This is a genomic window from Clostridioides sp. ZZV14-6153 (assembly GCF_020657855.1).
In the GTDB taxonomy this organism is placed as follows: Bacteria; Bacillota; Clostridia; order Peptostreptococcales; family Peptostreptococcaceae; genus Clostridioides.
Window position 1 is genome coordinate 22522 of sequence record NZ_JAGWCZ010000009.1, and the last position, 23788, is coordinate 46309.

20 protein-coding genes are annotated in these 23788 nt (G+C 27.8%); 18 read left to right on the top strand and 2 right to left on the bottom strand.

What is annotated here, in order from left to right:
* Positions 1-17: 17 nt before the first annotated feature.
* Both KGF46_RS12050 and KGF46_RS12055 read left to right on the top strand, forming a co-directional pair.
* Positions 18-1337, top strand: coding sequence for an APC family permease (locus tag KGF46_RS12050; protein WP_227830071.1), 1320 nt, complete (start codon positions 18-20; stop codon positions 1335-1337).
* Positions 1338-1724: 387 nt separating this feature from the next.
* Positions 1725-2879, top strand: coding sequence for a glycerate kinase (locus KGF46_RS12055; RefSeq protein ID WP_227830070.1), 1155 nt, complete (start codon positions 1725-1727; stop codon positions 2877-2879).
* A gap of 146 nt (positions 2880-3025) precedes the next feature.
* Here KGF46_RS12055 and KGF46_RS12060 read toward each other — a convergent pair whose 3' ends face one another.
* A complete protein-coding gene (locus tag KGF46_RS12060) occupies positions 3026-4942 on the bottom strand; it encodes a BglG family transcription antiterminator (protein WP_227830069.1) in 1917 nt (638 codons plus the stop codon).
* Positions 4943-5196: 254 nt separating this feature from the next.
* Between KGF46_RS12060 and KGF46_RS12065 the strand changes: the two genes are divergently transcribed.
* The 8 genes from KGF46_RS12065 to KGF46_RS12100 all read left to right on the top strand — a co-directional run bounded on the left by KGF46_RS12065 (position 5197) and on the right by KGF46_RS12100 (position 12236).
* Positions 5197-5514 (top strand): PTS sugar transporter subunit IIB, encoded by a 318-nt coding sequence (locus KGF46_RS12065; RefSeq protein WP_227830068.1) that lies wholly within the window; start codon positions 5197-5199, stop codon positions 5512-5514.
* Between the two features lie 22 nt (positions 5515-5536).
* Positions 5537-5908: a hypothetical protein gene (locus KGF46_RS12070; RefSeq protein WP_227830067.1), complete on the top strand. Its 372-nt coding sequence runs from the start codon at positions 5537-5539 to the stop codon at positions 5906-5908.
* A 301-nt stretch (positions 5909-6209) separates the two neighbouring features.
* Positions 6210-6962: a MurR/RpiR family transcriptional regulator gene (locus tag KGF46_RS12075; RefSeq protein ID WP_227830066.1), complete on the top strand. Its 753-nt coding sequence runs from the start codon at positions 6210-6212 to the stop codon at positions 6960-6962.
* Positions 6963-7064: 102 nt separating this feature from the next.
* A complete protein-coding gene (locus KGF46_RS12080) occupies positions 7065-7985 on the top strand; it encodes a 1-phosphofructokinase family hexose kinase (RefSeq protein WP_227830065.1) in 921 nt (306 codons plus the stop codon).
* Between the two features lie 2 nt (positions 7986-7987).
* Positions 7988-9916, top strand: a complete 1929-nt coding sequence (locus tag KGF46_RS12085; RefSeq protein WP_227861174.1) for a PTS fructose transporter subunit IIABC — start codon at positions 7988-7990, stop codon at positions 9914-9916.
* Between the two features lie 19 nt (positions 9917-9935).
* Positions 9936-10811 carry a tagatose-bisphosphate aldolase subunit GatY gene (gene gatY, locus KGF46_RS12090; protein WP_227838948.1) on the top strand — a complete coding sequence of 292 codons (876 nt, stop codon included), beginning with the start codon at positions 9936-9938 and terminating at the stop codon, positions 10809-10811.
* 626 nt (positions 10812-11437) lie between these two features.
* The gene (locus tag KGF46_RS12095) at positions 11438-11818 is read left to right on the top strand and encodes a nucleotidyltransferase domain-containing protein (RefSeq protein ID WP_227830062.1); all 381 of its coding nucleotides are present in this window, start codon (positions 11438-11440) and stop codon (positions 11816-11818) included.
* Complete coding sequence (locus KGF46_RS12100) at positions 11808-12236, top strand: hypothetical protein (RefSeq protein ID WP_227838947.1); 429 nt, start codon at positions 11808-11810, stop codon at positions 12234-12236. Before KGF46_RS12095 ends, KGF46_RS12100 begins: the two co-directional genes overlap by 11 nt.
* A 345-nt stretch (positions 12237-12581) precedes the next feature.
* Here KGF46_RS12100 and KGF46_RS12105 read toward each other — a convergent pair whose 3' ends face one another.
* A complete protein-coding gene (locus tag KGF46_RS12105) occupies positions 12582-13148 on the bottom strand; it encodes a CD3073 family putative ECF transporter S component (RefSeq protein ID WP_227861173.1) in 567 nt (188 codons plus the stop codon).
* Positions 13149-13314: 166 nt separating this feature from the next.
* On the opposite strand from KGF46_RS12105, the gene KGF46_RS12110 reads away from it, so the two are divergent.
* The 8 genes from KGF46_RS12110 to KGF46_RS12145 all read left to right on the top strand — a co-directional run bounded on the left by KGF46_RS12110 (position 13315) and on the right by KGF46_RS12145 (position 23775).
* Positions 13315-13836, top strand: coding sequence for a CD3072 family TudS-related putative desulfidase (locus tag KGF46_RS12110; RefSeq protein WP_227838945.1), 522 nt, complete (start codon positions 13315-13317; stop codon positions 13834-13836).
* A 432-nt stretch (positions 13837-14268) separates the two neighbouring features.
* On the top strand, positions 14269-14931 hold the full coding sequence (locus KGF46_RS12115; RefSeq protein ID WP_227838944.1) for an ABC transporter ATP-binding protein: 663 nt from the start codon (positions 14269-14271) through the stop codon (positions 14929-14931).
* Between the two features lie 8 nt (positions 14932-14939).
* Complete coding sequence (locus KGF46_RS12120; RefSeq protein WP_227838943.1) at positions 14940-17450, top strand: ABC transporter permease; 2511 nt, start codon at positions 14940-14942, stop codon at positions 17448-17450.
* Positions 17451-17620: 170 nt separating this feature from the next.
* Positions 17621-18331: a LytR/AlgR family response regulator transcription factor gene (locus KGF46_RS20370; RefSeq protein ID WP_227861171.1), complete on the top strand. Its 711-nt coding sequence runs from the start codon at positions 17621-17623 to the stop codon at positions 18329-18331.
* The gene (locus KGF46_RS12130) at positions 18325-19659 is read left to right on the top strand and encodes a sensor histidine kinase (RefSeq protein WP_227861170.1); all 1335 of its coding nucleotides are present in this window, start codon (positions 18325-18327) and stop codon (positions 19657-19659) included. Before KGF46_RS20370 ends, KGF46_RS12130 begins: the two co-directional genes overlap by 7 nt.
* A 450-nt stretch (positions 19660-20109) precedes the next feature.
* A complete protein-coding gene (locus tag KGF46_RS12135; protein ID WP_255611790.1) occupies positions 20110-22194 on the top strand; it encodes a TIM-barrel domain-containing protein in 2085 nt (694 codons plus the stop codon).
* Complete coding sequence (locus KGF46_RS12140; RefSeq protein WP_227838939.1) at positions 22194-22973, top strand: PTS mannose/fructose/sorbose/N-acetylgalactosamine transporter subunit IIC; 780 nt, start codon at positions 22194-22196, stop codon at positions 22971-22973. The genes KGF46_RS12135 and KGF46_RS12140 overlap by 1 nt, the downstream gene beginning before the upstream one ends.
* A complete protein-coding gene (locus KGF46_RS12145) occupies positions 22960-23775 on the top strand; it encodes a PTS system mannose/fructose/sorbose family transporter subunit IID (RefSeq protein WP_227838938.1) in 816 nt (271 codons plus the stop codon). The genes KGF46_RS12140 and KGF46_RS12145 overlap by 14 nt, the downstream gene beginning before the upstream one ends.
* The last annotated feature ends 13 nt before the right edge of the window (positions 23776-23788 follow it).

Sequence of the window (23788 nt, forward strand, 5' to 3'; positions counted from 1 at the left end):
GGTTTGGAGGAATAGCAATGAAAAAAAGCGTTAAGTTAGGTTTCTGGAGTATTGTATTATTAGGGATTAATGCAATAATAGGGTCAGGTATATTTGGTTTACCTGGAGATGCTTATACAAATATAGGTCCAGCGAGTATATTAGTACTAGTTTTTTGTATGTTTTTAGCTGTCTCTATTGCTTTATGTTTTGCTGAAGCAGGGAGTTGGTTTGATACTGATGGAGGGCCATATCTTTATGCAAAAGAGGCATTTGGAGATTTTATTGGGTTTGAAGTTGGATTTATGAAGTGGATAGTTAGTATGATTGCCTGGGCGACTATGGCAAACTTTTTTGCAGTCACACTATCATCTATATGGCCTCAAGCAGCAGAGCCACTTATTAAAAATATAATAATTGGTATATTAGTTGGAGGACTTGGGCTTATAAATTTTATGGGAATGAAGCAATCTAAGCATTTAAATAATATAATGACTATAGGAAAATTATTACCAATAGTTTTATTTATAGCTGTAGGTTTATTCTTTATAAAAAGTTCTAATTTTACACCATTTGTAATAATACAAAAAGGTCAAAGTACATCATCAGCTTTTGTAGCAGTATCAATAACTTTATTTTATGCTTTTACAGGGTTTGAATCTTTAGCTGTTGCAGCAAAAGATATGGAGAATCCTAAGAAAAATGTACCTAAGGCATTAGTGATGGTAATGTTTGTGGTATCAGTAATATATATGCTTATATTGGGGATAAGTATAGGTGTATTGGGAGATGGATTAAGAGGGTCAGCGACTCCTGTTGCAGATGCTGCTATTAAAATGTTAGGTCCTATAGGTGGATATATAATTACAATAGGGACTATAGTATCTGTTGGAGGTATAAATATTGCATCATCTATATTTACACCAAGGTCTGCTGCTGCTTTGGTTGAGCAAGGATTAATGCCTAAGTCTATAAGAAAAACTAATAAAAATGGAGCTCCATATATAGCAATTATAGTATCTGTTATAGGAACTTTATTAATAGCATGGTCAGGGTCATTTACAACATTATCTCAAATAAGTGTTGTATCTAGATTTATTCAATATATTCCTACCTGTCTAGCTGTATTAATATTAAGAAAGAAGTATGCTGGTAAAGACATAAACTTTAGGATACCTGGAGGAGCAATTATACCAATATTTGCAGTAGCTATAAGTGTAGTATTATTGATAAAAGCAGGTATTGATGAACCAATGAAGATAGTTTGGGGACTAGGTGGTATGATAATTGTAGTTCCTATATATTTCTATATGACCAAGGTATACTCAAAGAAATATAATGATATTGAAGTCAAATAATCCTTATAATTATTAGATAGTAAAATTACGAGGATTGTAATAAATTTTCTATCTATAAATTGGATGCAGAAGTATAATCATGTGATTGATTTTTTTGTACTTTAGCTCTAGTATTGAAATTCACAAAGAATCATATTTATATGTATTTTATAAGGATACTTTTGAATTTAGGATAAGCGGTATAACATTTTGGTGTTATACCGCTCTTTGCATAAATAACTTTATTTTTTACTGCTCTAGTTGTGTAAAATGATGGAATATTAAATTCATCTAATAAGAGATGTCTATAAAGAAGAAACTGTATGTACAAAGAAAGGAGTAGAGTATAAAATAGAGTTTAAACTAAAACTTATAAAATTGTATGGTTAAAATAAGGAGCAGATAAAAATGAAAGTATTAATTTCTATAGATTCCTTGAAAGGAAGTTTATCTTCAATCGAGGCAGCAAATGCAATAAAAAAGGGAATATTAAAAGTAAAAAAAGATGCAGAAGTAAAAATATTGCCACTTGCAGATGGTGGTGAAGGGACAGTAAATGCTTTAGTTCAAGGAATGAATGGGAAAAAAGAAACTATAGAGGTTACTGGACCCATAATTAAGAAAGTAAATGCGACATATGGATTATTAAAAGGTACAAATACAGCAATAATAGAAATGGCTCAAGCCTCAGGATTAACATTAGTTCCAACTGAATTTAGAAATCCTTTATATACCACGACTTATGGTGTTGGAGAAATAATAAAGGAAGCAATAAATAAAGGCTATAGAAACTTTATAGTTGGAATAGGTGGAAGTGCTACTAATGATGCTGGGGTAGGTATGCTTCAAGCTTTAGGATTTGAGTTTTATGATGAAAACAACAACTTAGTAGGGTTAGGTGGAACAGTTTTAAATGAAATAAGACATATAAAAGTAGATAATAGATTAAAAGAATTAGATGAATGTAATTTTAAAATAGCTTGTGATGTAAACAACCCACTGTTTGGAAAAAATGGAGCTGCGTACATATATGGACCTCAAAAAGGTGCGACACCAGAAGTAGTTGAACAATTAGATAATGGACTTAGAAATTTTTCTAAGGTAGTAAAAAGTAACCTAAATAAAGATGTAGCTAATGTAGAAGGCGTAGGAGCAGCAGGAGGATTAGGTTTTGCATTTTTAGCGTTTTTAAATTCAAAATTAGAATCAGGAGTAAAAATAATATTAGATGAAATTAAATTAGAAGATGAAATAAAATGTGTAGACCTTGTTATAACAGGTGAAGGTAGATTGGACAATCAAACTGCTATGGGCAAAGCGCCAATAGGAGTTGCAAAACTAGCCAAAAAGTATGGAGTAAAAGTAATAGGTTTAGCTGGGGCAACGACAGAAGATGCAGTTAAGTGCAATGAAGAAGGGATAGATGCTTATTTCTCTATAGTAAATAGGGCTATGACAATTGAAGAAGCAATGGATAAAGAAACTGCAAGTAATAATATGACTGCTACAACAATACAAATATTTAATCTTATAACTAGTATACAACAGACAAAAAATAAGTAGTATTTAAAAGTAAGTGGTATTAAAATTAAGATATATTGAGTAAAAAGAAAGCTGTCACATATGAATTTAGATTTTTTCAGTGTGACAGCTTAATTTATTTTGTATTAATAATTTTAATAATATGTATTGTGAACAAATTAATGAATTTAGATGCTTTGAATAAGATAAGCTATTCTATTCATAAAACTACTATAACTATCTGCTTTAGTGAGCTCTTTTACATTATTCCACTCAGATAGTATTTCAATAAAACTTTCAAATATGTAATTGAATCTTTCTTTTTCTTTTTCGTTTATAGGTATCATGGCTATAATTTGAACTTTTTCCTCTCCCCATTTAACTGGTTTATCGTTTACAATTAAACAGACTCCAGTTTTTAAAGCATTCATTTTCATACTATGAGGAATTGCTACATTGTTATTAAACGCAGTTGAAGACATATTTTCTCTTATAAGAACGTCATCTATATAGTTAGGCTCAACATATTTATTTTCATATAGTACATTTCCCATAAATCTTATATAATCTTTAGCACTGTCTAAATATATGTTTTTCATAAATAAAGATTCACTGAAGTACATTTCTAAATGATTTTGTACAGTAAGTATATTTTTTCTTTCCTTAATCTGAATAAATTTACTTTGAATATTGTCATAATCTTTTCTGTTTGGATAAGGATTTATATAGACAAAAGGTAGAGGACATCTATCACTAATTGGTAAGGTAGTAATAACCATATCTACTTTGCTATCAAAGTCTAGATTATGAATGTCTGAAAAAATCTGAATAACTTCTATAGATTCATTAAATCTTTTTTCGAGGTCTCTCACTATTTTGAGTTGTAAGTCATAGTAATTTGGAGTAATTAATGCACAGAGAACTTTATCTTCTAGTAGTTTTTGCCTATCAAAAAATGAACCTACATGAAGAGATATATATGATATCTCATCTTCATCTATCTTTATATCCTCTAAAATTTGAATTTGATTACAAATATAAACAGAAATATCATATATTAGAGGATAGGAATCTTTTAACTTTTGAGGTATTTGATTTCTCAAAACTTGATTATTATTGGCCCTACTTACTAAGTTTTTTACATGAAGAGTAAATCTCACAACGAATTCATCATCAGATAAATCTATAAAATATAAATCATATACATTTTTAATTATTTTTTTAGTTAAATCAACGAAATGTTCATTTATATAATTAGATAATGATTTAGTATCCATTTGATGGTAGTTTAAGACTGTGGTTTTGTTTGTTAACTGAAATACTAAATAATATAGTTCTGCACTAGTTAAAGTTATATCGTATTCAGACTCTAAAAAGCTCGATATATCTTTTGCTATATTTATATCTATATTATTGTCTATGTAGTTTACTACTTCACCTGATTCTATGTAATTATTCTTTTTTATCCTATCTATAGTTATCATTAGATGAAGAAGTATGTTATTTATAGCATATTCATTTGTAAATAAATTGTACTTTTTTAATATATGTATTACATTTTCCTTTAGTTTAGTTAGATTATATTCCTGATATATTTTTTGAACATCAAATAAACTTAAAAAGTCACTTCCTGTTTCTTTAAATATTATAGAACTCATTAATTTGCGTTTTGAAGACTCATCTCCAACTAGTTTTAGTAAAAAAAATCTTGATTGTTTTATTTTTAAATTATAATTTTCTATAAATTTATTAGCTTTGACTATATCACCTTCAATGGTTGCTGAGCTAACAAATAATTCTTCACTTAAATCAAATATATTAATTCCTTTACTGTTAATGATAAGTTCCTTTAAAATTAAATTTAACCTATTAGCAGGTGATGCATTTTCTGAACTATCAATTTTAGTTTGACAACTACTATTAAGATTTACTTTATATCCTTTTTTAGAGGACAATATAATTTCACCAGTAGAATTAATCTCATTTACATATTTTCTAATTGAACGTGTTGATACGTTAAGATAATTAGCTATTGTAGATGAATCTATCCAATCATGTTGCGTTTTTATGAAATTTAAAAATAACTCTTTTTTAGATGTTTTCATCAATATCCCCTCGCATAGTTTTTAAAATAAAATCTGTATGATATGATATATTGTATAATTGAATGTACGTATTATAAAGTACATTATACTATATATTAACATGTCTAGTTAAGAGTAAATGATTTCCTATTGTTAGGAACTATATTTATGTTAAAGGAACTTATTTAGGAAGTACAATATAAATATAATCAAATAAAAATAAAAAAAATTCATTAAGAAGTAAATTAATGAATGAAGATATTGGAGGTATTATTATGAAAAATATAAGAGTGTTATTAGCATGTAGTTCAGGAGCAAGTACAGGGTTTATGGCAACTAGTATGAGAAAGAGTGCAAAGAAAAAGGGGATAGAAGCAGATATAAAGGCTAGAAGTGAGTCAGAAATAGATAAATATTTACCAGAGATAGATTGTTTATTATTAGGGCCACATCTAGACTATATGAAAGATGAGATTCAAAAAAGAGCAGATGAGTATAACGTTCCAGTAGCATGTATATCTAAAATTGCATACGGGAGATTAGATGGTGCAAAAGCTTTAGAAGAAGCACTAGAGCTAATATCAAATAAATAAAATATTTATAGGGAGATTATTTATGAATAAATTTATAGATTTATATACATACTTTCTACTGAATTTTAATATAGGGAGTTTAGATATTATTATTAGAAACATAAGTTTTCTCATGGGTCATATACTTATGTGTGGTGGATTTGCAATGCTTATAAAGTTTGATATTGGAATGAGTCCTTTAGATGCAATATTAATCCATATTGAAAATAACTTTAAATATTCATATAAAGTTTTAAAAACTACAGTAGATGTACTATTTTTAATTCTAGGTGTATATTTAGGTGGAAATTTAGGATTTGGAACTCTATTTTACATATTATGTACAGGGACCACAATTTCAATTTTTAGTAAATTAATCTCTACTAATAAAAAAATATACTTTTCAAATATATAAACTGATAAATGGATAAGTATGAGATATATCTGTGAATCGTATTCAATAATTTAAGTCGCTTGAAGACTGAAAATCTTGTAATTGCTCAATTTTGATGATTGAGCAATTACTTTTTTATTGTGATATAACATAATGATAATATAATAAACTAAAGTATAAAATTATAATATTATAAATTTATATATATAGACATTGACTAAATCATAATTGTGTATAAAAATAAGTAGTTAAGAGGTAATATATTATTATAATATGTGATAAATTTAGACAAATAAAACCTATATATAAGGAGAGCGAAAATATGATAATTGAGTTAAATAAAAGAAATTCTGAAAATCTAACAAAAACAGAAATGGAAATAATTAAATTTATAAATCAAAATGAGTCAATATTATCAGAATTGTCCATAGTAGAGATTGCTCATGAAACATATTCGTCTCCAGCAACTGTTTCAAGAGCAATTAGAAAATGTGGTTTAAATGGATTTAATGAACTTAGATATAGATTGACAGTAAAAGATGAAAATAATGATATACACAATATGGGGGATATAATAAACAAGTCTTTTATAGAAGCACAACGAGTTATAGAACAAATATCTTTAACTACACTAATTAATATAATAAAAACTATAAATGAATCTAGTAAGATATACGTCCTAGCAAGAGGTCTTACTGAATATGTAGCAAAAGAGTTTAGCCTTAAGTTACAATTGCTTGATTTCAATGTGTTTTTCATAAATGACCCTAATATAATGAAAATAAAATCTAAATCAATGAAAGAAGATGAACTTATAATCATATTTTCGTTGAATGGAAATACTAAAGAACTTGTAGAATCAGCACAAAATGCCAATTTAGGTGGAGCCAAAGTTATAACATGTTGTTGTAGTGAAAATGCAAAACTTATAAAGTATTCTGATTTATATATTGTAGGATATAAGCATTACCATATATCTATATCTGAATATGAAGTGTCTTCTAGGTTGCCCCTGTACATTATATCTAGGATAATTATAGATTATATGGTCAAATATAATAATTCTGGAAATTAAATTGAAAAAGTCTATGAAAATCTATTTTCTATTTATGAAAAGATTTTCATAGGCTTTTTTATTATAATGAAAACATACACAACAGAAGTAAGGGGGAAGACAATGATATATACATTAACCACGAATCCAGCAATAGATATGAACATATCTACTAATGGTATAAAAAGTAAATTAGTAAATCGTACATCAAATGCTACATATTCTCCTAATGGAAAAGGTTTAAATGTAACATTTGTACTAGGTCATTATGGTATAGAGTCTAAGATATTAGGTTTTTTTGGAGGATTCTCAGGAAAATATATAGTTGAAGAAAGTGAAAAGAAAGGGTTTGATGTACTACCTACATGGGTAGAAGATACAACTCGTATAAATATATTTTTAAATGATGGAAATGATGAGTTTAAATTTGTAAACTCTGGGTCATATGTAAATGCAAAGCAAAAATTAGACATGCTAGAGAAGCTAGAGTCATTAGAAGATATAAGTTATTTGTCAATAAGTGGAAGTTTACCACCTGGTATTGATGAGAATTACTATGAAGATATATTTGAGATTTGTAAAAATAAGAATATAAAAACAATACTTGATATAAGTTCGCCGAAATTAAATGAATTATTAGAATATAATCCATATTTGATAAAACCAAATGATGAGGAAATCAAAGATATATTTGGAATTATCGTAAGAGATGAAGAGGATATTAAGGATGTACTTAAGTTTCTACATTTAAAAGGAGCTCAAAATATATTACTAACATTAGGAGAAAAAGGTTCTTATTTTTACAATGGAAAAGCAATTTATTATGCTAGTGCTCAACCAGTTACAGTTGTTAGTTCTGCATGTGCTGGTGACTCTGCATTAGCTGCTTTTTTAAGTATATGGCTAGAAAATCCAGAAGATATTGAAGATGCATTAAAAAGGTCTGCGGCAACAGGTGCAAGTGTGGCTGAAAGTAATGGTATAGGTAATTTGGCGAATGTAGAAGATTACATAAAAAATATAAAAGTAAGAAAGGTGGTATAAAAATGGGGAAGAAGATAATCCTTGGGGTAACAGGTTGTCCAACTGGAATTGCTCATACATTTATGGCAGAAGAAGCATTAAAAAAATCAGCTAAAGAATTAGGATGTGATATAAAAGTTGAAACAAATGGCGCCATAGGTGTAGAGAATAAATTAACAGCAGAAGATATCGAAATGGCAGATGCAATAATAGTTGCTTGTGATAAAAACGTTGATATGGATAGATTTAATGGAAAACCAGTAATAGAGGTGCCTGTAAAAGAAGGTATACACAAAGCTAGTGAGCTTATAAAAAAGTGTATTGATGGTAAAGTACCAGTTAGAAAAGGAAGTACATCAAGTAACAAATTTACAGAAGAAGGTAATTTATCGTTTGGTCAAAAGTTATATAAGGACTTAATGAATGGGGTATCTCATATGCTACCTTTAGTAGTAGCAGGTGGAGTACTAACTGCTATATCATTTTTATGGGGAATTTATTCATTTGACCCAAATTCAGAACAGTATAATCAGATAGCAGCTACATTAAAATCTGTTGGTGGATATTCTATGAATTTGATGGTTCCTGTATTAGCAGCATTTATAGCTCAATCTATATCAGGTAAACCTGGTATGTTGGCAGGGCTTGTTGGAGGAATGATATCGTTTGACACAGGTTCAGGGTTCTTAGGTGGAATTATATCAGGATTTTTGGCAGGTTATGCAGTTAAATTATTTGTGTATTTATTGAGAAAATTACCAAGACAGTTGGAAGGACTTAAATCGATTTTTATAATTCCTATAGTCAGTGTAGGTGTTGTTGGTATATCTATGTTGTTACTTGGAGGACCATGTTCAGCACTTAACAATGCTATGATGAATTTCCTTTCAGGCTTACAGAACTCAAGCCCTATAATCTTGGGATTAGTAATAGGGTGTATGTCAGCATTTGATATGGGAGGTCCAGTAAATAAAGCAGCATATGTAACTGGAACTATGCTTCTAGGTCAAGGAAACTACTTATTCATGGCAGGTGTATCTGCAGCTTGTATAACACCACCATTAGTAATAGCAATAGCATCTACTTTATTTAAAAATAGATTTACAGAAGAAGATAGAGCAGCAGGACTGATTAATTATATATTAGGTAGTACTCATATAACAGAAGGAGCGATACCTTTTGCGGCAAAGAATCCACTGAAAGTCTTGCCAGTACTTATGATTGCATCATCAATATCAGCGATTTTAACTTACATAATGAAAATAGAGGTACCAGCTCCACATGGAGGATTTTTAGTCTTAGGATTAGTAAATAAGCCACTTTTATGGGTAGGATGTATACTTGTAGGTTCATTAGTAGGAGCAATACTTTATATGATGGTTACACCTAAGGTAGTAAATAACAATAATACTACAGAAAATACAAATGAAATTAAAAATGGACATAAAAATGAACATAAAAATACAAATACAAAATCGGAAAACGTATCTAATAATATATATTTGTATAACGAAGAAACAGTAGTTTTAGATGTTAAAGGAAAAAATAAAACAGATGTAATTGATGAAATGGTTGAAATACTTGACAAATCGGGTGTTCTTTTAGATAAAAATAAATTTAAAGAAGAAATTCATAAGAGAGAAGAAATATCATCTACAGGTTTTGGTATGGGCATAGCGATACCACACGCAAAAACAGATGCAGTAAAAGTACCACGTGTAGCAGTTGGTGTATCAAAAGAAGGGTTTGATTTTGAATCGGAGGATGGAAGTCCAGTACATATTATATTTATGATAGCAGCTACAGATAATGGTGATAATTTACACTTAAAGACATTGTCTCAACTATCTGCAAAGCTAATGGATGAAGAATTTTTAAATGAGCTAATAAATAGTAAGACAAGCATAGAAATAGTATCAAAATTAAATAATGAAGAAATTAAATCATTATAAATATATAGGAGGATGAATTATGGCATTAGTGACAACTAAACAAATATTATTAGATGCACAAGAAGGGCATTATGCAGTAGGAGCATTTAATGTTGAAAATATGGAGATGGTTATGGCAGTAATAGAAGCTGCTGAAGAACTTAAATCACCTGTGATACTACAGACAACACCTTCAACAATAAAGTATGCAGGATTGGATTATTATTTAGCAAATGTAAAGGTAGCATCAGAGAAGGCAAGCGTTCCTGTAGCAATGCACTTAGACCATGGTTCAAGTTTTGGGCTAGCAATGCAGGCACTTAGAGTTGGATATACTTCTATTATGATTGATGGTTCTCATGAAAGTTACGAAGATAATATATCAGTATCTAAAGCTGTTGTAGATGCATGTACACCTTCAGATATACCTGTTGAAGCCGAATTAGGTAAAGTTGGAGGTAAGGAAGACGATTTAGATGGTGGTGATGGTGGAGCATATACAGACCCACTAGAAGCAAAAGAATTTGTAGAAAGAACAGGGGTATCATCTTTAGCAGTAGCAATAGGTACGGCACATGGGTTATATAAGGGAGAGCCAAAACTTGATTTAGATAGATTATCTGAAATTAGAGAGGTTGTATCAGTTCCATTAGTATTACATGGTGGGTCAGGGATACCAGATGAGATTATTAAAGAATCTATAAAAAGAGGGATTTGCAAGGTTAATTATGCAACAGAGTTAAGGATTGCTTATAGTAATGGGGTTAAGGATGTGCTTAATTCTGACCCAGAGGTAATTGACCCTAAGAAATATGGTAAAAAAGGTTTAGATTCGGTTAAAGAATTTGTTAAGAGTAGAATGGAAGTTTGTGGATGTGTAGGAAAATCAGTAGGGGAAGTGGAGTGTTATCAATAAAACCTAATCATAAATAAAAATAAAGTAAGAGGTCTATAATAAACCTCTTACTTTATTTTATATATTTAAGAGAGTAAGTGGAAATCTGGAATAAAGAAGATATTATTAATGTAATAAAAAATCTCTTCTTTCATTTTAATTTAATAGTAAAAAGACCATAATAGAGGAATAGTTATTAAAGTAGATGGTACTTCAATGATGAATATATGATAAAATAATTTTGTATAGTATATATAATAATTATAAAATAAGATTGTTATGTTAATTTTAAAAATTAAAAAGTATAATAAAAAGAAAATTTGATAACTATTTAGAGTGATTTTTAATTGAGTGTAAAGGGTTACCAATTATTAAGAAGTATAACTAAAATATATATTCAAATTATTTTATGGAAAGTCGTATATAATTATAGATAAATTAAGACATAAAGCAGATAAGAGATTAGTATGAAAAGCAAATTTTTAGATGCAATTCAGTGATTCTGTTAATCAAGTAGATAAATGAAAACTAGAAATGAAAATTAGTTTAAAATAGTTATAATATAACTTTAATTCATTAATGTAAAGAGCTTTTGAAGGAGAATTATTTAACTAAGTAATATTACATAATAAATATGAGGTGATTAAATGAGAAATATACCAGATGAGATTAAAAACTCAATAATAAATATATTTCCAAAAGAAAATACTATGGCCATCATAATATTTGGTAGTTATGGAACAGATAGGCATACATCAGAAAGTGATATAGATATAGCATGGATTCCTATCAAAAAAGTATCAATTACAGAGCTTGCAACGAAAACAGAGGCTCTAAGAAATATATTAGATGTTGATGTAGACTTAAAGATTGTTACAGATAACTATACAATAGCACTTAGAAAGGCTATTTTAGAAGGTGATGTTATTTATGAATCTAAAGATTTTAAGGATTATATAAATAATTTCTATTTTGAAAATAGTGATGTAATAGATATCTTAGATTGGAGGGATATGTATGGTAATTAGAAATAAATTGTCTTGGAGTTCAATAGAAGAAGTAAATAGAGATTTTGGTTCTTGTTTATATGATTTGCAAAACTTCAAAATACTATATACTAAAGAAGAAATACCTGAATTATGGGCTAGATATATAAAAGAAGGTTTTAAAAGCTATATGGTATCATTTCTAGAATTAACAAAAGCAATGCTGTATTATAAATCAATTAATTTAAATATAAAATCTAAGACCTTCTATGATTATCTCTTGGCTTGTGAGTATCATAACTTATTGCCCCAAAATTCTTCTATTGTTATAGAAACACTTAGAAAGTTAAGAAATGATGATTCTCATGGATATGATATACCAGAGTTTGAAGATATGTATGAGTTGTTTACAGAAAACGAAGAGGTATTTGTTAGTATAAGAAATACTTGTAAAAAATGATTTTTAGGGAGACGCATTTTAACTAAGATGTAAAGGAAAGAAAAAACCTTGAGTAACTTTGAGTTTTTAAAAGAAGTTAAATAAAATGTATCAGAGATAAGTTAGTAGTAGCAATTGGCTAATATCTTATTTGATTATAATAAAATAACAATACAACCTCTTAATACAGCTTTAGAATCTAAATCTATATTAAGAGGTTGTATTTAATTAAATTAATACAAATGTTGTATAATTAAATCATAAATACTAAAAGTTAATGAAGCCAAAATAGAAAATATCATTATACAAATATATGCATATAAATTTATTATAAAGATTAATAAATCATATATTATTTACAATTTATTAAGAAGAACTAGATGTATTTCTATTATATTGAGATATAAAACCTTTAGGCATTTTACTTATAAAATACACAACCATAATACAAGACAAAGGCTTGTCTACTATATTGCTAAGTATTCTTGGAAAGAATGCAGCAGTAAATATCTTCTGACCAGACTGAACTAAAAAACCGACTAATAAATCAGCACCACTTCCACTTAAACCACCAAACAATAAAACTGAAATAGGAGTACCAATTAAAGGACAAACAACAGATAGAATTAGTCCTGTAATAATAGCTTCCTTATAACCAAACCCTTTTTTCTTAGAAATATAACCAACGATAAGACCAAGAACAATATTTACAAGAGCAAAAGGTATATTTGTAGGGCCTGATATAACTCCTAAAACTAAGTTTGTACATCCGCCAATAAGAGCACCCCAAAAAGGACCTAATACTACAGCCCCAAGCACAGTACCAACTGTATCTAAAAATAATAATGGTATATTTATCATAGATATAGCCATACCTAAAACAATGTTAATAACTATACACATTGAAGAAAATGTTATTTTCTTAGTATTCACTTATAATACCTCCTAAAAAAAATGTATATATTTATCATAGTATAGATTATAAAAGATTACTAATTGTATATTTCTATATAGAATACTATAAATATAGAGCAAATGAATAATATAATTATCAAAATATGTAGTATTATTAAAAGTGAGAATACTTAAGGAGAATATTATGAAAAGAAACAGAGAGATTGTAGTAGTTTGTCATTGTATATTGAATTGTAACTCTAAAGTAGAGGGGCTATCAGAATTTAAAGGTGCACAAAGTATAACAATAAATTTAATAAATAATGGATATGGAATAATTCAACTACCATGTCCAGAGATGATTATGTATGGAATAAATAGGTGGGGACATGTAAAAGAACAGTTTGACAATTTGTTTTTTAGAGAACAATGTAGACAAATGCTAATACCTTATATAAGACAGTTTGATGAATATTTAAAAAATAATTATAATATAAAAAGTATCATTGCCGTAGATGGTAGCCCAAGTTGTGGATATAACAAGACCTGTAGTTCTAAAAATTGGTTTGGTGAATTAAGTGGTTGCAAGGATTTGATGAATAAAATAAATGATATCCAAATGGTAGAAGAGAAAGGTATTTTTATAGATGAGTTAGAAAAATTACTTAATGAATATAATTTAGAAATACCTATAGTTGGATTTGACGAACTTAGAGAAGATAAGTAAATATATTAAGGATATATTATAAAAGCTTACTATCTTATCTAAAAGAATATTAGATAGCTATAATAATATAAATTCAGATTCAAAAACTTCATATAAATATTTGTAATAGAAGCTTTTATATAAAAGGGTGATTATTCTGAAGAAGGAGAATAATCACCCTTTTTATGAATTTATATAGTAACCTAAAAATTGAAAAATACATAAGTTTAACCCCAGTTGTGTCTCCCAAATACCCACTTGTGCTATAAATATTGAACGTAGAATGCCTTAATGCTATTTTGTATTTAAGATAACTCAATTAAAAAAATAGTATATTTGTTGGAGTAATTATATAAATGTTGATTTATATAATTATCTTAAAGCCATATGGAATGTACATGTATATGATTAAAACTATAAAAAATAAAACAGTTATATTCTAAGGAGGGTAAAATGGGTATTTTACAAATAAAAAACCTAACTAAAATATATGGAAAAGATGAAACAGAAGTTAAGGCATTAAATAATATAAATATAAAAATAAACAAAGGTGAATTTGTTGCAATAATAGGCAAGAGTGGAAGTGGAAAGAGTACATTATTACATATAATGGCTGGTCTTGAAACTCCAACAAGTGGACATGTAATTATAGAAGATATAAATATCTCATCTCTTAATGAAAAACAACAATCTATTTTACGGAGAGAAAAAATAGGTTTAATATTTCAATCATACAATCTAATTCCTGCTTTAACAGTTGAGGAAAACATAAAATTACCAACAATAAATATCAATAATAAAAATGATAATTATGTTGATGAATTAATGCTATTACTAAGTATAAATGATAGAAAAGAACATCTACCACATCAACTATCTGGTGGACAGCAACAAAGAGTAGCAATAGCAAGAGCACTTATAAACAAACCATCAATAATATTAGCAGATGAACCTACTGGTAATCTAGACACTAAAAGTGAATCTGAGGTTTTAAATTTGCTAAAAAAATCTCAGAAAAAATACAATCAGACAATAATAATGATAACTCATAACATGAATATTGCTAAGTATGCAGGCAGAGTCATAAAAATAGAAGATGGAGTTATAAGAGAGTAGGTGTAGCTGTGAATCTAAAAAAACTAGCAAGAAAATATATGATAGGAGATAAGAAAAATACATTATTAATAGTTATAAGTATTGTAATTTCAACTGCATTATTTTTAGTAATGAATATAATAAGTGAAGATGTTAGAAATTTAATGATAAATCAATCTAAAAAAGAGTTAGGTACAAAGCATGTTGCATACTCTGAACCACCTAATGAAGAATTAAAGTATTTAGAGAATAATCCTGATATAAAGAAGATTGGAAAATCAATATTTTTAGGATTGCATGAAATAGGAAAAGGTCAAATACTTCAAATATTATGGGATGATAAGGCTACTCAAGAAATGTCTAACTCGTATACTTTAAAAAATGGCAGATTTCCAGCAAAAGAAGACGAAATAGCAGTAGATACATGGTATATTAAACAGTGTAAAATAAAAGAGCCAATAGGTAAAAAAATAAAGATAGACTATATTAAACAAAGTAAAAAAGGAGTAAATTTATATACTAATGAAAAAGAATTTAAGATTGTAGGAATATTAGAAAGTAATCCAATTTTAAAAGCACAAGGTATGTCTGTAGCCACTATAAGTAAAGAGTATGCCATGAAAAATATGCATATTAAAAATAAATATGACCAAGTTATTTTTATGTTTAAAAAAGAATTAAATATACAAAAGCAAATAGATAAGCTCGTTAAAGATAGAAAATTAAATGAAGATAATATAACATTAAATAGACCATTAATATTAGCTATGTCAGATAGTTTAAATTTGAAAATACCATATATTTTAGTAAATATAGTAATTGCTTTAGCTACTATATTATTAATTTACAATATATTTTATACATTAATGTTGAATAGAGCTAAGGATTTTGGAATACTAAAAACACTTGGTTTTATACCATCTGATATTTCTAAAATAATAGTCTGGGAAGTATTTGTATATTCGATTATAAGTATTCCTATTGGAATAATAATAGGAAAATTAATAGTTAGTTTGTGTAGTGAATACATGATAGGAGCAATATATGGTATTAATTATATAAATTTAATTAAAGATACTAGCCATATGAATGCATACATATACTCAATATTATTAAGTACATTAACCATAATAATATCAGTATTAAAACCACTTATAGAATTCTCTAAAACTGACCCAATGACATGTATAAAAAAAATTGAAGGGGAGATTGTTGTAAGGAAAAAATCATCCATAAATAGACTGATGACTAAACTTTATAATGACTATGGAAATATAGCATTAAAAAACATACAAAGAAATCAAAAACGAACAAATTTGCTTATAGTATCAATATCATTAGTATTTTTTTTAATATTAACAGTATATTCAAAAGCTACAAGCAATTTTTTAAATGATGGTGGGTTACGGTTATGGATTCCTGGAGATTTTTTAATAACTAACATAGATTCCTCATCTATATTACAAAATACAGTAAGCTATGATAAAAAAACTTTAAAAGAGATAGAAAATATAAATGGTGTTAAAAAAGTAAATGCTCATAGAAATAAATACTTTATCACGATGAATAGTATTGAGAATATAAATAAAAAATCAAAATATTGGAAGGAAAATAAAGATGTACTAAAACAAAATGCCCATATTGAAAATGGAAAAAAGATAATGCCAAGTTTTATTGAAGTTTTAGGAGTTGAAGATAACAATATATTAAAGAAGGTATTAATAGAAGGTAAAGGAAATTTAAGTAAATTAGAGAAAGAACCATATATATTAATAGATAAAAAGTATAGTGAATCACTTAATGTAAAAACTGGTGATAAAATAAATTTAAACTTTAATATTTCAGACACTAAAACAGGTAACTATAAAGAAACAATTTCTAAAGAGTTTATTGTTGGGGGAATTATTACAAATTTACCTATAATATCTCAAGGAGTAGGAACAAGCTTTGGAGCTGTTCTGCATGTAAATCAAATGGATAAATTTACAGGAGTTCATTCATATGAGCGATTTGATGTATGGACTAGTAAGCTTGCCAATAACAAATATATTGAAAGCGAATTGAATAAAATAGTAGACAAATCAGGCAAAGGTCTATTGACCCCTTATAAGGAGGAGGCATCTGGAATTGAAAAAAGCGATAATCAAAAAAATATGATTGTGATAATAGTTATTGGAATTATAGTTGTATTATCTATGTTTAATTGTTGTAATATTATAGTTGTTAGTATAAAGAATAGAAGAAGAGAATTTGCATTACTTAGAGGTATAGGCATTTCAAAAGATGAAATTAAAAGAATTATTAAAATAGAAGGGATAATATATCTATTTAATGGAGTTATCTTAGCTATAATACCCAGTTTGATTGCAAGATTGATAATAATAAAAGATTTTGAAACTATCAAGCTGATAAACCTAAAGCTTATAGGAGCTGTGATTATAATAGTAGTGTTTTTGTTGATAATAATTATAATGACAATTATAAAAGTTTTAAAAAATGTACAGAGTGAAGATTTTGTAGAACAAATAAAGACATTATAATAATGATTTAAGTAGATTTAAAACTATTTTAATATGGAGTTGATATCAATCTCAATATAAAAATAATATTGCATGATGAGCTTATTTTTATATTGAGTTTTACAGTAAATTAAAATAATATTATAATAAAAATAATGTTTTTATAATGCATATATTACAGGGAGGTAAGGGTGTATAGGATAGTTATTTGTGAAGATGATGTAGAACAAAGAGAGAAAATAAGAAATTCGATTACTCAGATATTAGAAGATGTATCAAGTCATATTAAAATATTTGAGTATGATTGTGCAGAACAGTTTCTAGAGGAAAATCCTGCAGGTATAGATATTTATATTCTAGATATTAGGATGGGAGATATGACAGGAATGAGTTTAGCAAAGGTTATAAGAAATGAAAATGAATCAGCCGAAATAATGTTTATTACTTCTCTAGTTGAGTATATTCAAGAAGGTTATAAAGTTAGAGCATATAGATATTTACTAAAGCCTATAAAGTATGAAGAACTAAAGGAAAGTATCTTAAGCTGTGTAAAAGATTTAACTAGAAAAAAAGAGAATTTTATGATTTTAGAAAATAGAGGAAGCATTAAAAAAATACCTATAAAGGACATTTTATATATTGAGGTTATAAGAAGAGATATTATTGTACATACCATAGATGGAGAGTATCACACAAAGTGCAGTATGGATAAAGTAGAAAAAGAGTTGAAATTATTCAATTTTTTTAGATGTCATAAGAGTTTTCTAATTAATATGGTCTATATTGATAGTATAGAAAACAATACAGTTATGATTAGAGATAGAGAAGTTCCAGTTAGTAAACATAGAATAAGTAATCTTAGAAAAACATTAACTAATATGCTTGGAGATATTTTATGTTAGAACAATATATTTGGAGCATCATGTTATCAATACCAGGAATAATAGTACCTTTAATAATATCAAAAGTAATACTTGAAGAAGTGTTTTCATGTAATAGAGAAAATAAAAGAATACCTATTTTTTTATTACTAGGAATAATAATTTCCTGTTTATACAATCTAAAACATATAGATATTAGAGTAACTTTGATGTTATATTTTGTGTTAATGTTTGTATACTATAAGAAAATATATGGTTTTAATAACTTAAAGTGTGTAATTATAAGTATAGGTTATCTGATAATTTTTATATTGGTATACCTATTAGTGTATAAAACAATATATGAAGTTATGGTTTCTATAAGAGGTAGAGTTATACTCTTTGATTATTATGCTCTGTTAGGTAATAAAATAATAAGGTTAGAAGTAATAGTTATATCAAATATGATTTTATTATTTTTGATACCAATTGCTAAATCACTTAAATTAAAAAGAAAGATAATTGGTATACATTACATATATGTACTTCTCTCAATAATAGGAAATTTGATATGTATTATTATATTATTTGACACTGTATATAGATACACTCTTGGGAATACAAGTATATACATGGACTTTATTATGGTATTAGTATCTTCAATATTATTATTAACAAGTATATTTTCTGTAAATATGATAAATAAGATAGTTAACCATAATAAATTAATGTTAGAAAATAAAGTGATTAGAGAAGATATTAAAAAACAAAACATATATTATTTAAGCTTACAAGAATCTCAATCAAATATTAGACAATTATATCATGACATGAAAAATCATATGATATGTATAACAAATGTATATGGTAATAATGAATATATTAATAGTATTAATGATGAATTAGAAAGTTATAGATTAATGTCTGACACTGGCAACGTAGTTTTAGATGTGATTATAAATGATAAAAGTCTACTTTGTAAAAAGTACAATATAGACTTTGTAGTTGATATAAGAATGGATAATTGTAATTTTTTGGAAAGAAGTGATATATGTAGTATATTTTCTAATATGTTAGATAATGCCATCAATGCTTGCATCAAGATAAATGAAAATACAATTAATAAAAAAATTAAACTTAGAGGAACTAAAGTAAATAATTTCTTTGTTATAAAATGCGAGAATTCAAGAACTAACGAATTGAAATTTAATGGAGAAAAAATAATAACTGACAAGGAAGATAAATTTATGCATGGAATAGGAATAAGTAGTATGAGAAAATCAGTAGAAAAATATAATGGGAATTTAGAAATAAAAGTTGATGAAAATAAATTTATAATAATAATAGATATTCCATTATCAAGATTTTAAATACTATAAATAATATGAAGTCTCTAAAATAAACTTTAAGTATATAGGAAGTATTTATTATTTGTATGGTTTTTAATTTATTAGAATTATAGGGAAGACATATATTATAAATTTGAATATTAAGATTTTTTTGAGGGATAGTAGACAAACTATTCCTTATTTTTATAACTAAGAATAAGTGTTATAGATGACAGCGAGGATAACAATGGATTTGTTTATTTGTGAGTATTAGGTTATACAAAAGCTGTTAGCTATAACTAAATTGGAAAATTCTATCAAATTTTGGAAAACGATTGACAAAGAGAACTAAATAAAGTATATTATTAGTAAGTTAGTTTAACGTACAAATAAATTGTATGCAATGTTTAATATATAAAATTAAGATATTAGACTGAGTTATTTAATTTTAAAGTACATCAAAATGGAATATTAAATTATCGATTTAGGAGGATGGCTGTGGTAAGAATATTTGAAGATTATATTGAAAAAAGATTTGACAATGAACTACTGCGAATAGAAGCATGGGGAAAAAACTCTTTACGTATTAGGTCATTTGTCGACCAAAATTTTATTGATGAAAATTATGCTCTTAATGAAAAACCTAAGTTGAATAAAGAAGATATTAAAATCGACAAGAGTGAAGATGGTAGTGTAAGTATTAAAAATGGAAAATTAAAGGCTATCTTAGACCATAGAGATAGAATTACATTTTATAACGATAAAAATGAAATATTGTTAAAGGAATTTATTAGATTAAGAGCTGTAAAACACGATGATGGTGGAGAAGATGTAGGAACCATTGAAATTACCAAAGACTTTAACTCCACACTTAAATTAAAATCAAGAGAATATCGACCAAGTTGTAGTGGGGAATTTGAAGTAACTACTAGATTTGAGTCTGAACCTTATGAAAAGGTTTTTGGGATGGGACAATACCAGCATGAATTTCTAGATTTAAAGAATACCGTTTTGGAGTTAGCCCAAAGAAATTCTCAAATATCAGTTCCTTATTATATTTCTAGTTTAGGGTATGGATTTTTATGGAATAATCCAGGAATTGGAAGAGTATCTTTTGCCAAGAACATAACAGAGTGGAAGATGTTTTCTACAAACTTTATAGATTATTGGATTACTTGTGGAGAAAGCCCAAAAGAGTTAAGTAAAAATTACTCTCAAGTTACAGGAACTGTACCTATGATGCCTGAAAACCTATTAGGGCTATGGCAAAGTAAATTAAGATATAGAACTTCGGAAGAAGTCTTGGATGTTGTGAAAGAATACTCAAAAAGGGGAATTAAACTTTCATCAATTGCAATCGACTATTTTCATTGGCCTAAGCAAGGAGAATATAAATTTGACTTAGATTATTGGAAAAATCCTAAGGAATTAGTTAAAAAACTGAAAGAAGAGTATTTAGTAGAACCAATCGTATCTGTATGGCCCACAGTTCAAAGTGATGCAGAAAACTACAATGATTATTTAGAAAATGGTTATTTGGTTAATGTTAATCGTGGTGTCAGAATGACAATGCAAATTCAAGGGAATACAGTCTTTGTAGATATGACAAACAAAAATGCAAGGGAGTATGTTTGGGATAGAATAGATAAAAATTATAAGCAACTAGGAATTGATTATTATTGGTTAGATGTAGCTGAACCTGGATATTCTGTTTATGATTTTGATAATTATAGATACAAAAAAGGAAATGTTTTAAGCTGTGGAAATATATATCCTATCGATTATTTAAAAATGATTTATGATGGTTTACATGATGATACAGAGTCTGTTGTAACTCTTGTAAGAGGAGCTTGGGCAGGTGCTCAAAAGTATGGAGCTTTAGTATGGTCTGGTGATATTGATTCTAGTTTTGAGGCTTTTAACAATCAAGTAAATACAGGGCTAAATATGGGACTAGCAGGTATACCTTGGTGGACTACAGACATTGGAGGTTTCCATGGAGGAAATCCTAACGACCCAGAGTTTAGAGAACTTATGGTAAGATGGTTCCAATATGCTACTTTTTCACCAATTTTGAGAATGCATGGAGATAGGCTACCTCACAGTAAGCCATTATCAAACAAAGGTGGAGGTTCAATGGTCACTGGAGCTCCTAATGAGATATGGTCTTATGGTGAAGATGTTGAAAGAATTCTTACAAGGTTTATAAAAATTAGAGAAAGTTTAAAAAGCTATTTAAAAAAATTAATGAAGGAAGCTCATGAAGATGGAACACCAGTTATGAGAACTCTATTTTATGAATTTCCTGAAGATGAGAAAACTTGGGAGATTGATAATACATATATGTTTGGAGATGAAATTTTGGTTGCTCCAATAATGAATTATAAAGATAGAAGTAGAAAAGTATATTTGCCAAAAGGATACACATGGGAGAATATATTTAGTGGAATTAGTTATGCAGGTGGAGAAGTTTATGAAATAGAATGCCCACTTGAAGAAATTCCTATCTTCTTAAATAAAAATTCTAAGCATAATTTTGAAGAACTAAAAAATATTTTGAGTGAGGTGAAATCATAATGGAGCCACAATTATGGCAATTATTATTAATCGTACTATATGGATTTTTTATAAACTATGAAAAAAATTCAACAATGTTTGGGACATATCAGCCAGTAACAGCAGGTTTTATTACTGGTCTTATATTAGGTGATATAAATACAGGTTTATATATTGGGGGTACATTACAATTACTATCATTAGGGATTAGTAATTTTGGTGGAGCATCCATTCCTGATTATCAAACAGCAAGTATAGTAGCTACGTTTATAACTATTACGACTAATCAAGAAGCATCTGTAGGAATTTCTATAGGTATTCCAGTTGCTTTGTTAATGGTACAATTGGATGTCCTTAGAAATACTATTGGTATATGGCTAGTTCATAAAGCAGAAGATGGAGCTAAAAAAGGAAATTATAAAAACATAACATATATGCAAATGTTAGGAGTATTATTAACAGCAGCTACAACGGGTATTCCAGTTGCTCTAGCTGTAATATTTGGGCCTTCCTTGGTTGATACTATTTTAAAATATACACCTGAATGGTTAACAGGTGGTTTAACAGTAGCTGGAGGATTACTTCCAGCAGTAGGAATAGGATTACTACTTAGATATCTTCCTGCAAAAGAGTATTTTAGTTATTTAGTGATTGGATTTGTTTTAGCAGTCTATATGAAAGTACCATTATTAGGTGTGGCTTTAATCGGAGGAGCAATCGCACTTATAATTTATAAAAAGAATGTGGAAAATCAAGCACAACAATATACTGTAGTAGGAGGTATGGATGAAGATGAGTGATAATGTGTCATTAAATAAATCAAATGAAAAAGTTAAAAAAAGTGTTTTATGGCGTTGGTTTTTTACCAGTTCTGTTTCTTCAAATTATGAGAAGATGCAAGCTTTAGCATATTGTTATGCAGTATTACCATTTTTAAAAACAGTATATAAAGATAAGCCAGAAAAACTTCAAAATGCTGTATTAAACCATTTACAATTTTTTAATACTAATCCATGGGTTGCTCCTTATATTTTGGGTATTAATGTAGCTATGGAGGAATTATCAAGTGAAGATACTGAGGAGGCTGTTACTTCAATTAAAACAGGATTGATGGGGCCAGTAGCAGGTCTAGGAGATAGTTTGTTTGTCGTTATTCCATGGACAATTTTTGGAGCTATAGCAGCTAATATGGCGATAGATGGAAGTCCTTTTGGAATCTTATTATGGATTATAGTAAGTGTAGCATTGAAACTATTAAGTATACCGCTGTTTAATGCTGGTTATACATCAGGGACTAAGCTAATATCTTCAATTGAAAAAAGTTTAAAAATATTAACTGAGAGTACATCTATTTTAGGATTGATGGTTGTAGGTGCATTAATACCTTCAGTAGTAAAAGCTAATGTTGCTCTTAACTTTCAGCAAGGTGATTTTACAATGAAAGGTCAAGAAATATTAGACCAAATTATGCCTGGTTTAATTCCTGCAATTTTAGTTGTTATTGTTTATTGGGCTCTTAAAAAAAATATAAAACCAATATACTTAATTTTAGGTGTAATGGTGGTTTCAATAATTCTATATGCGTTAGGTATTTTAAAATAAGGAAAGGGTGATA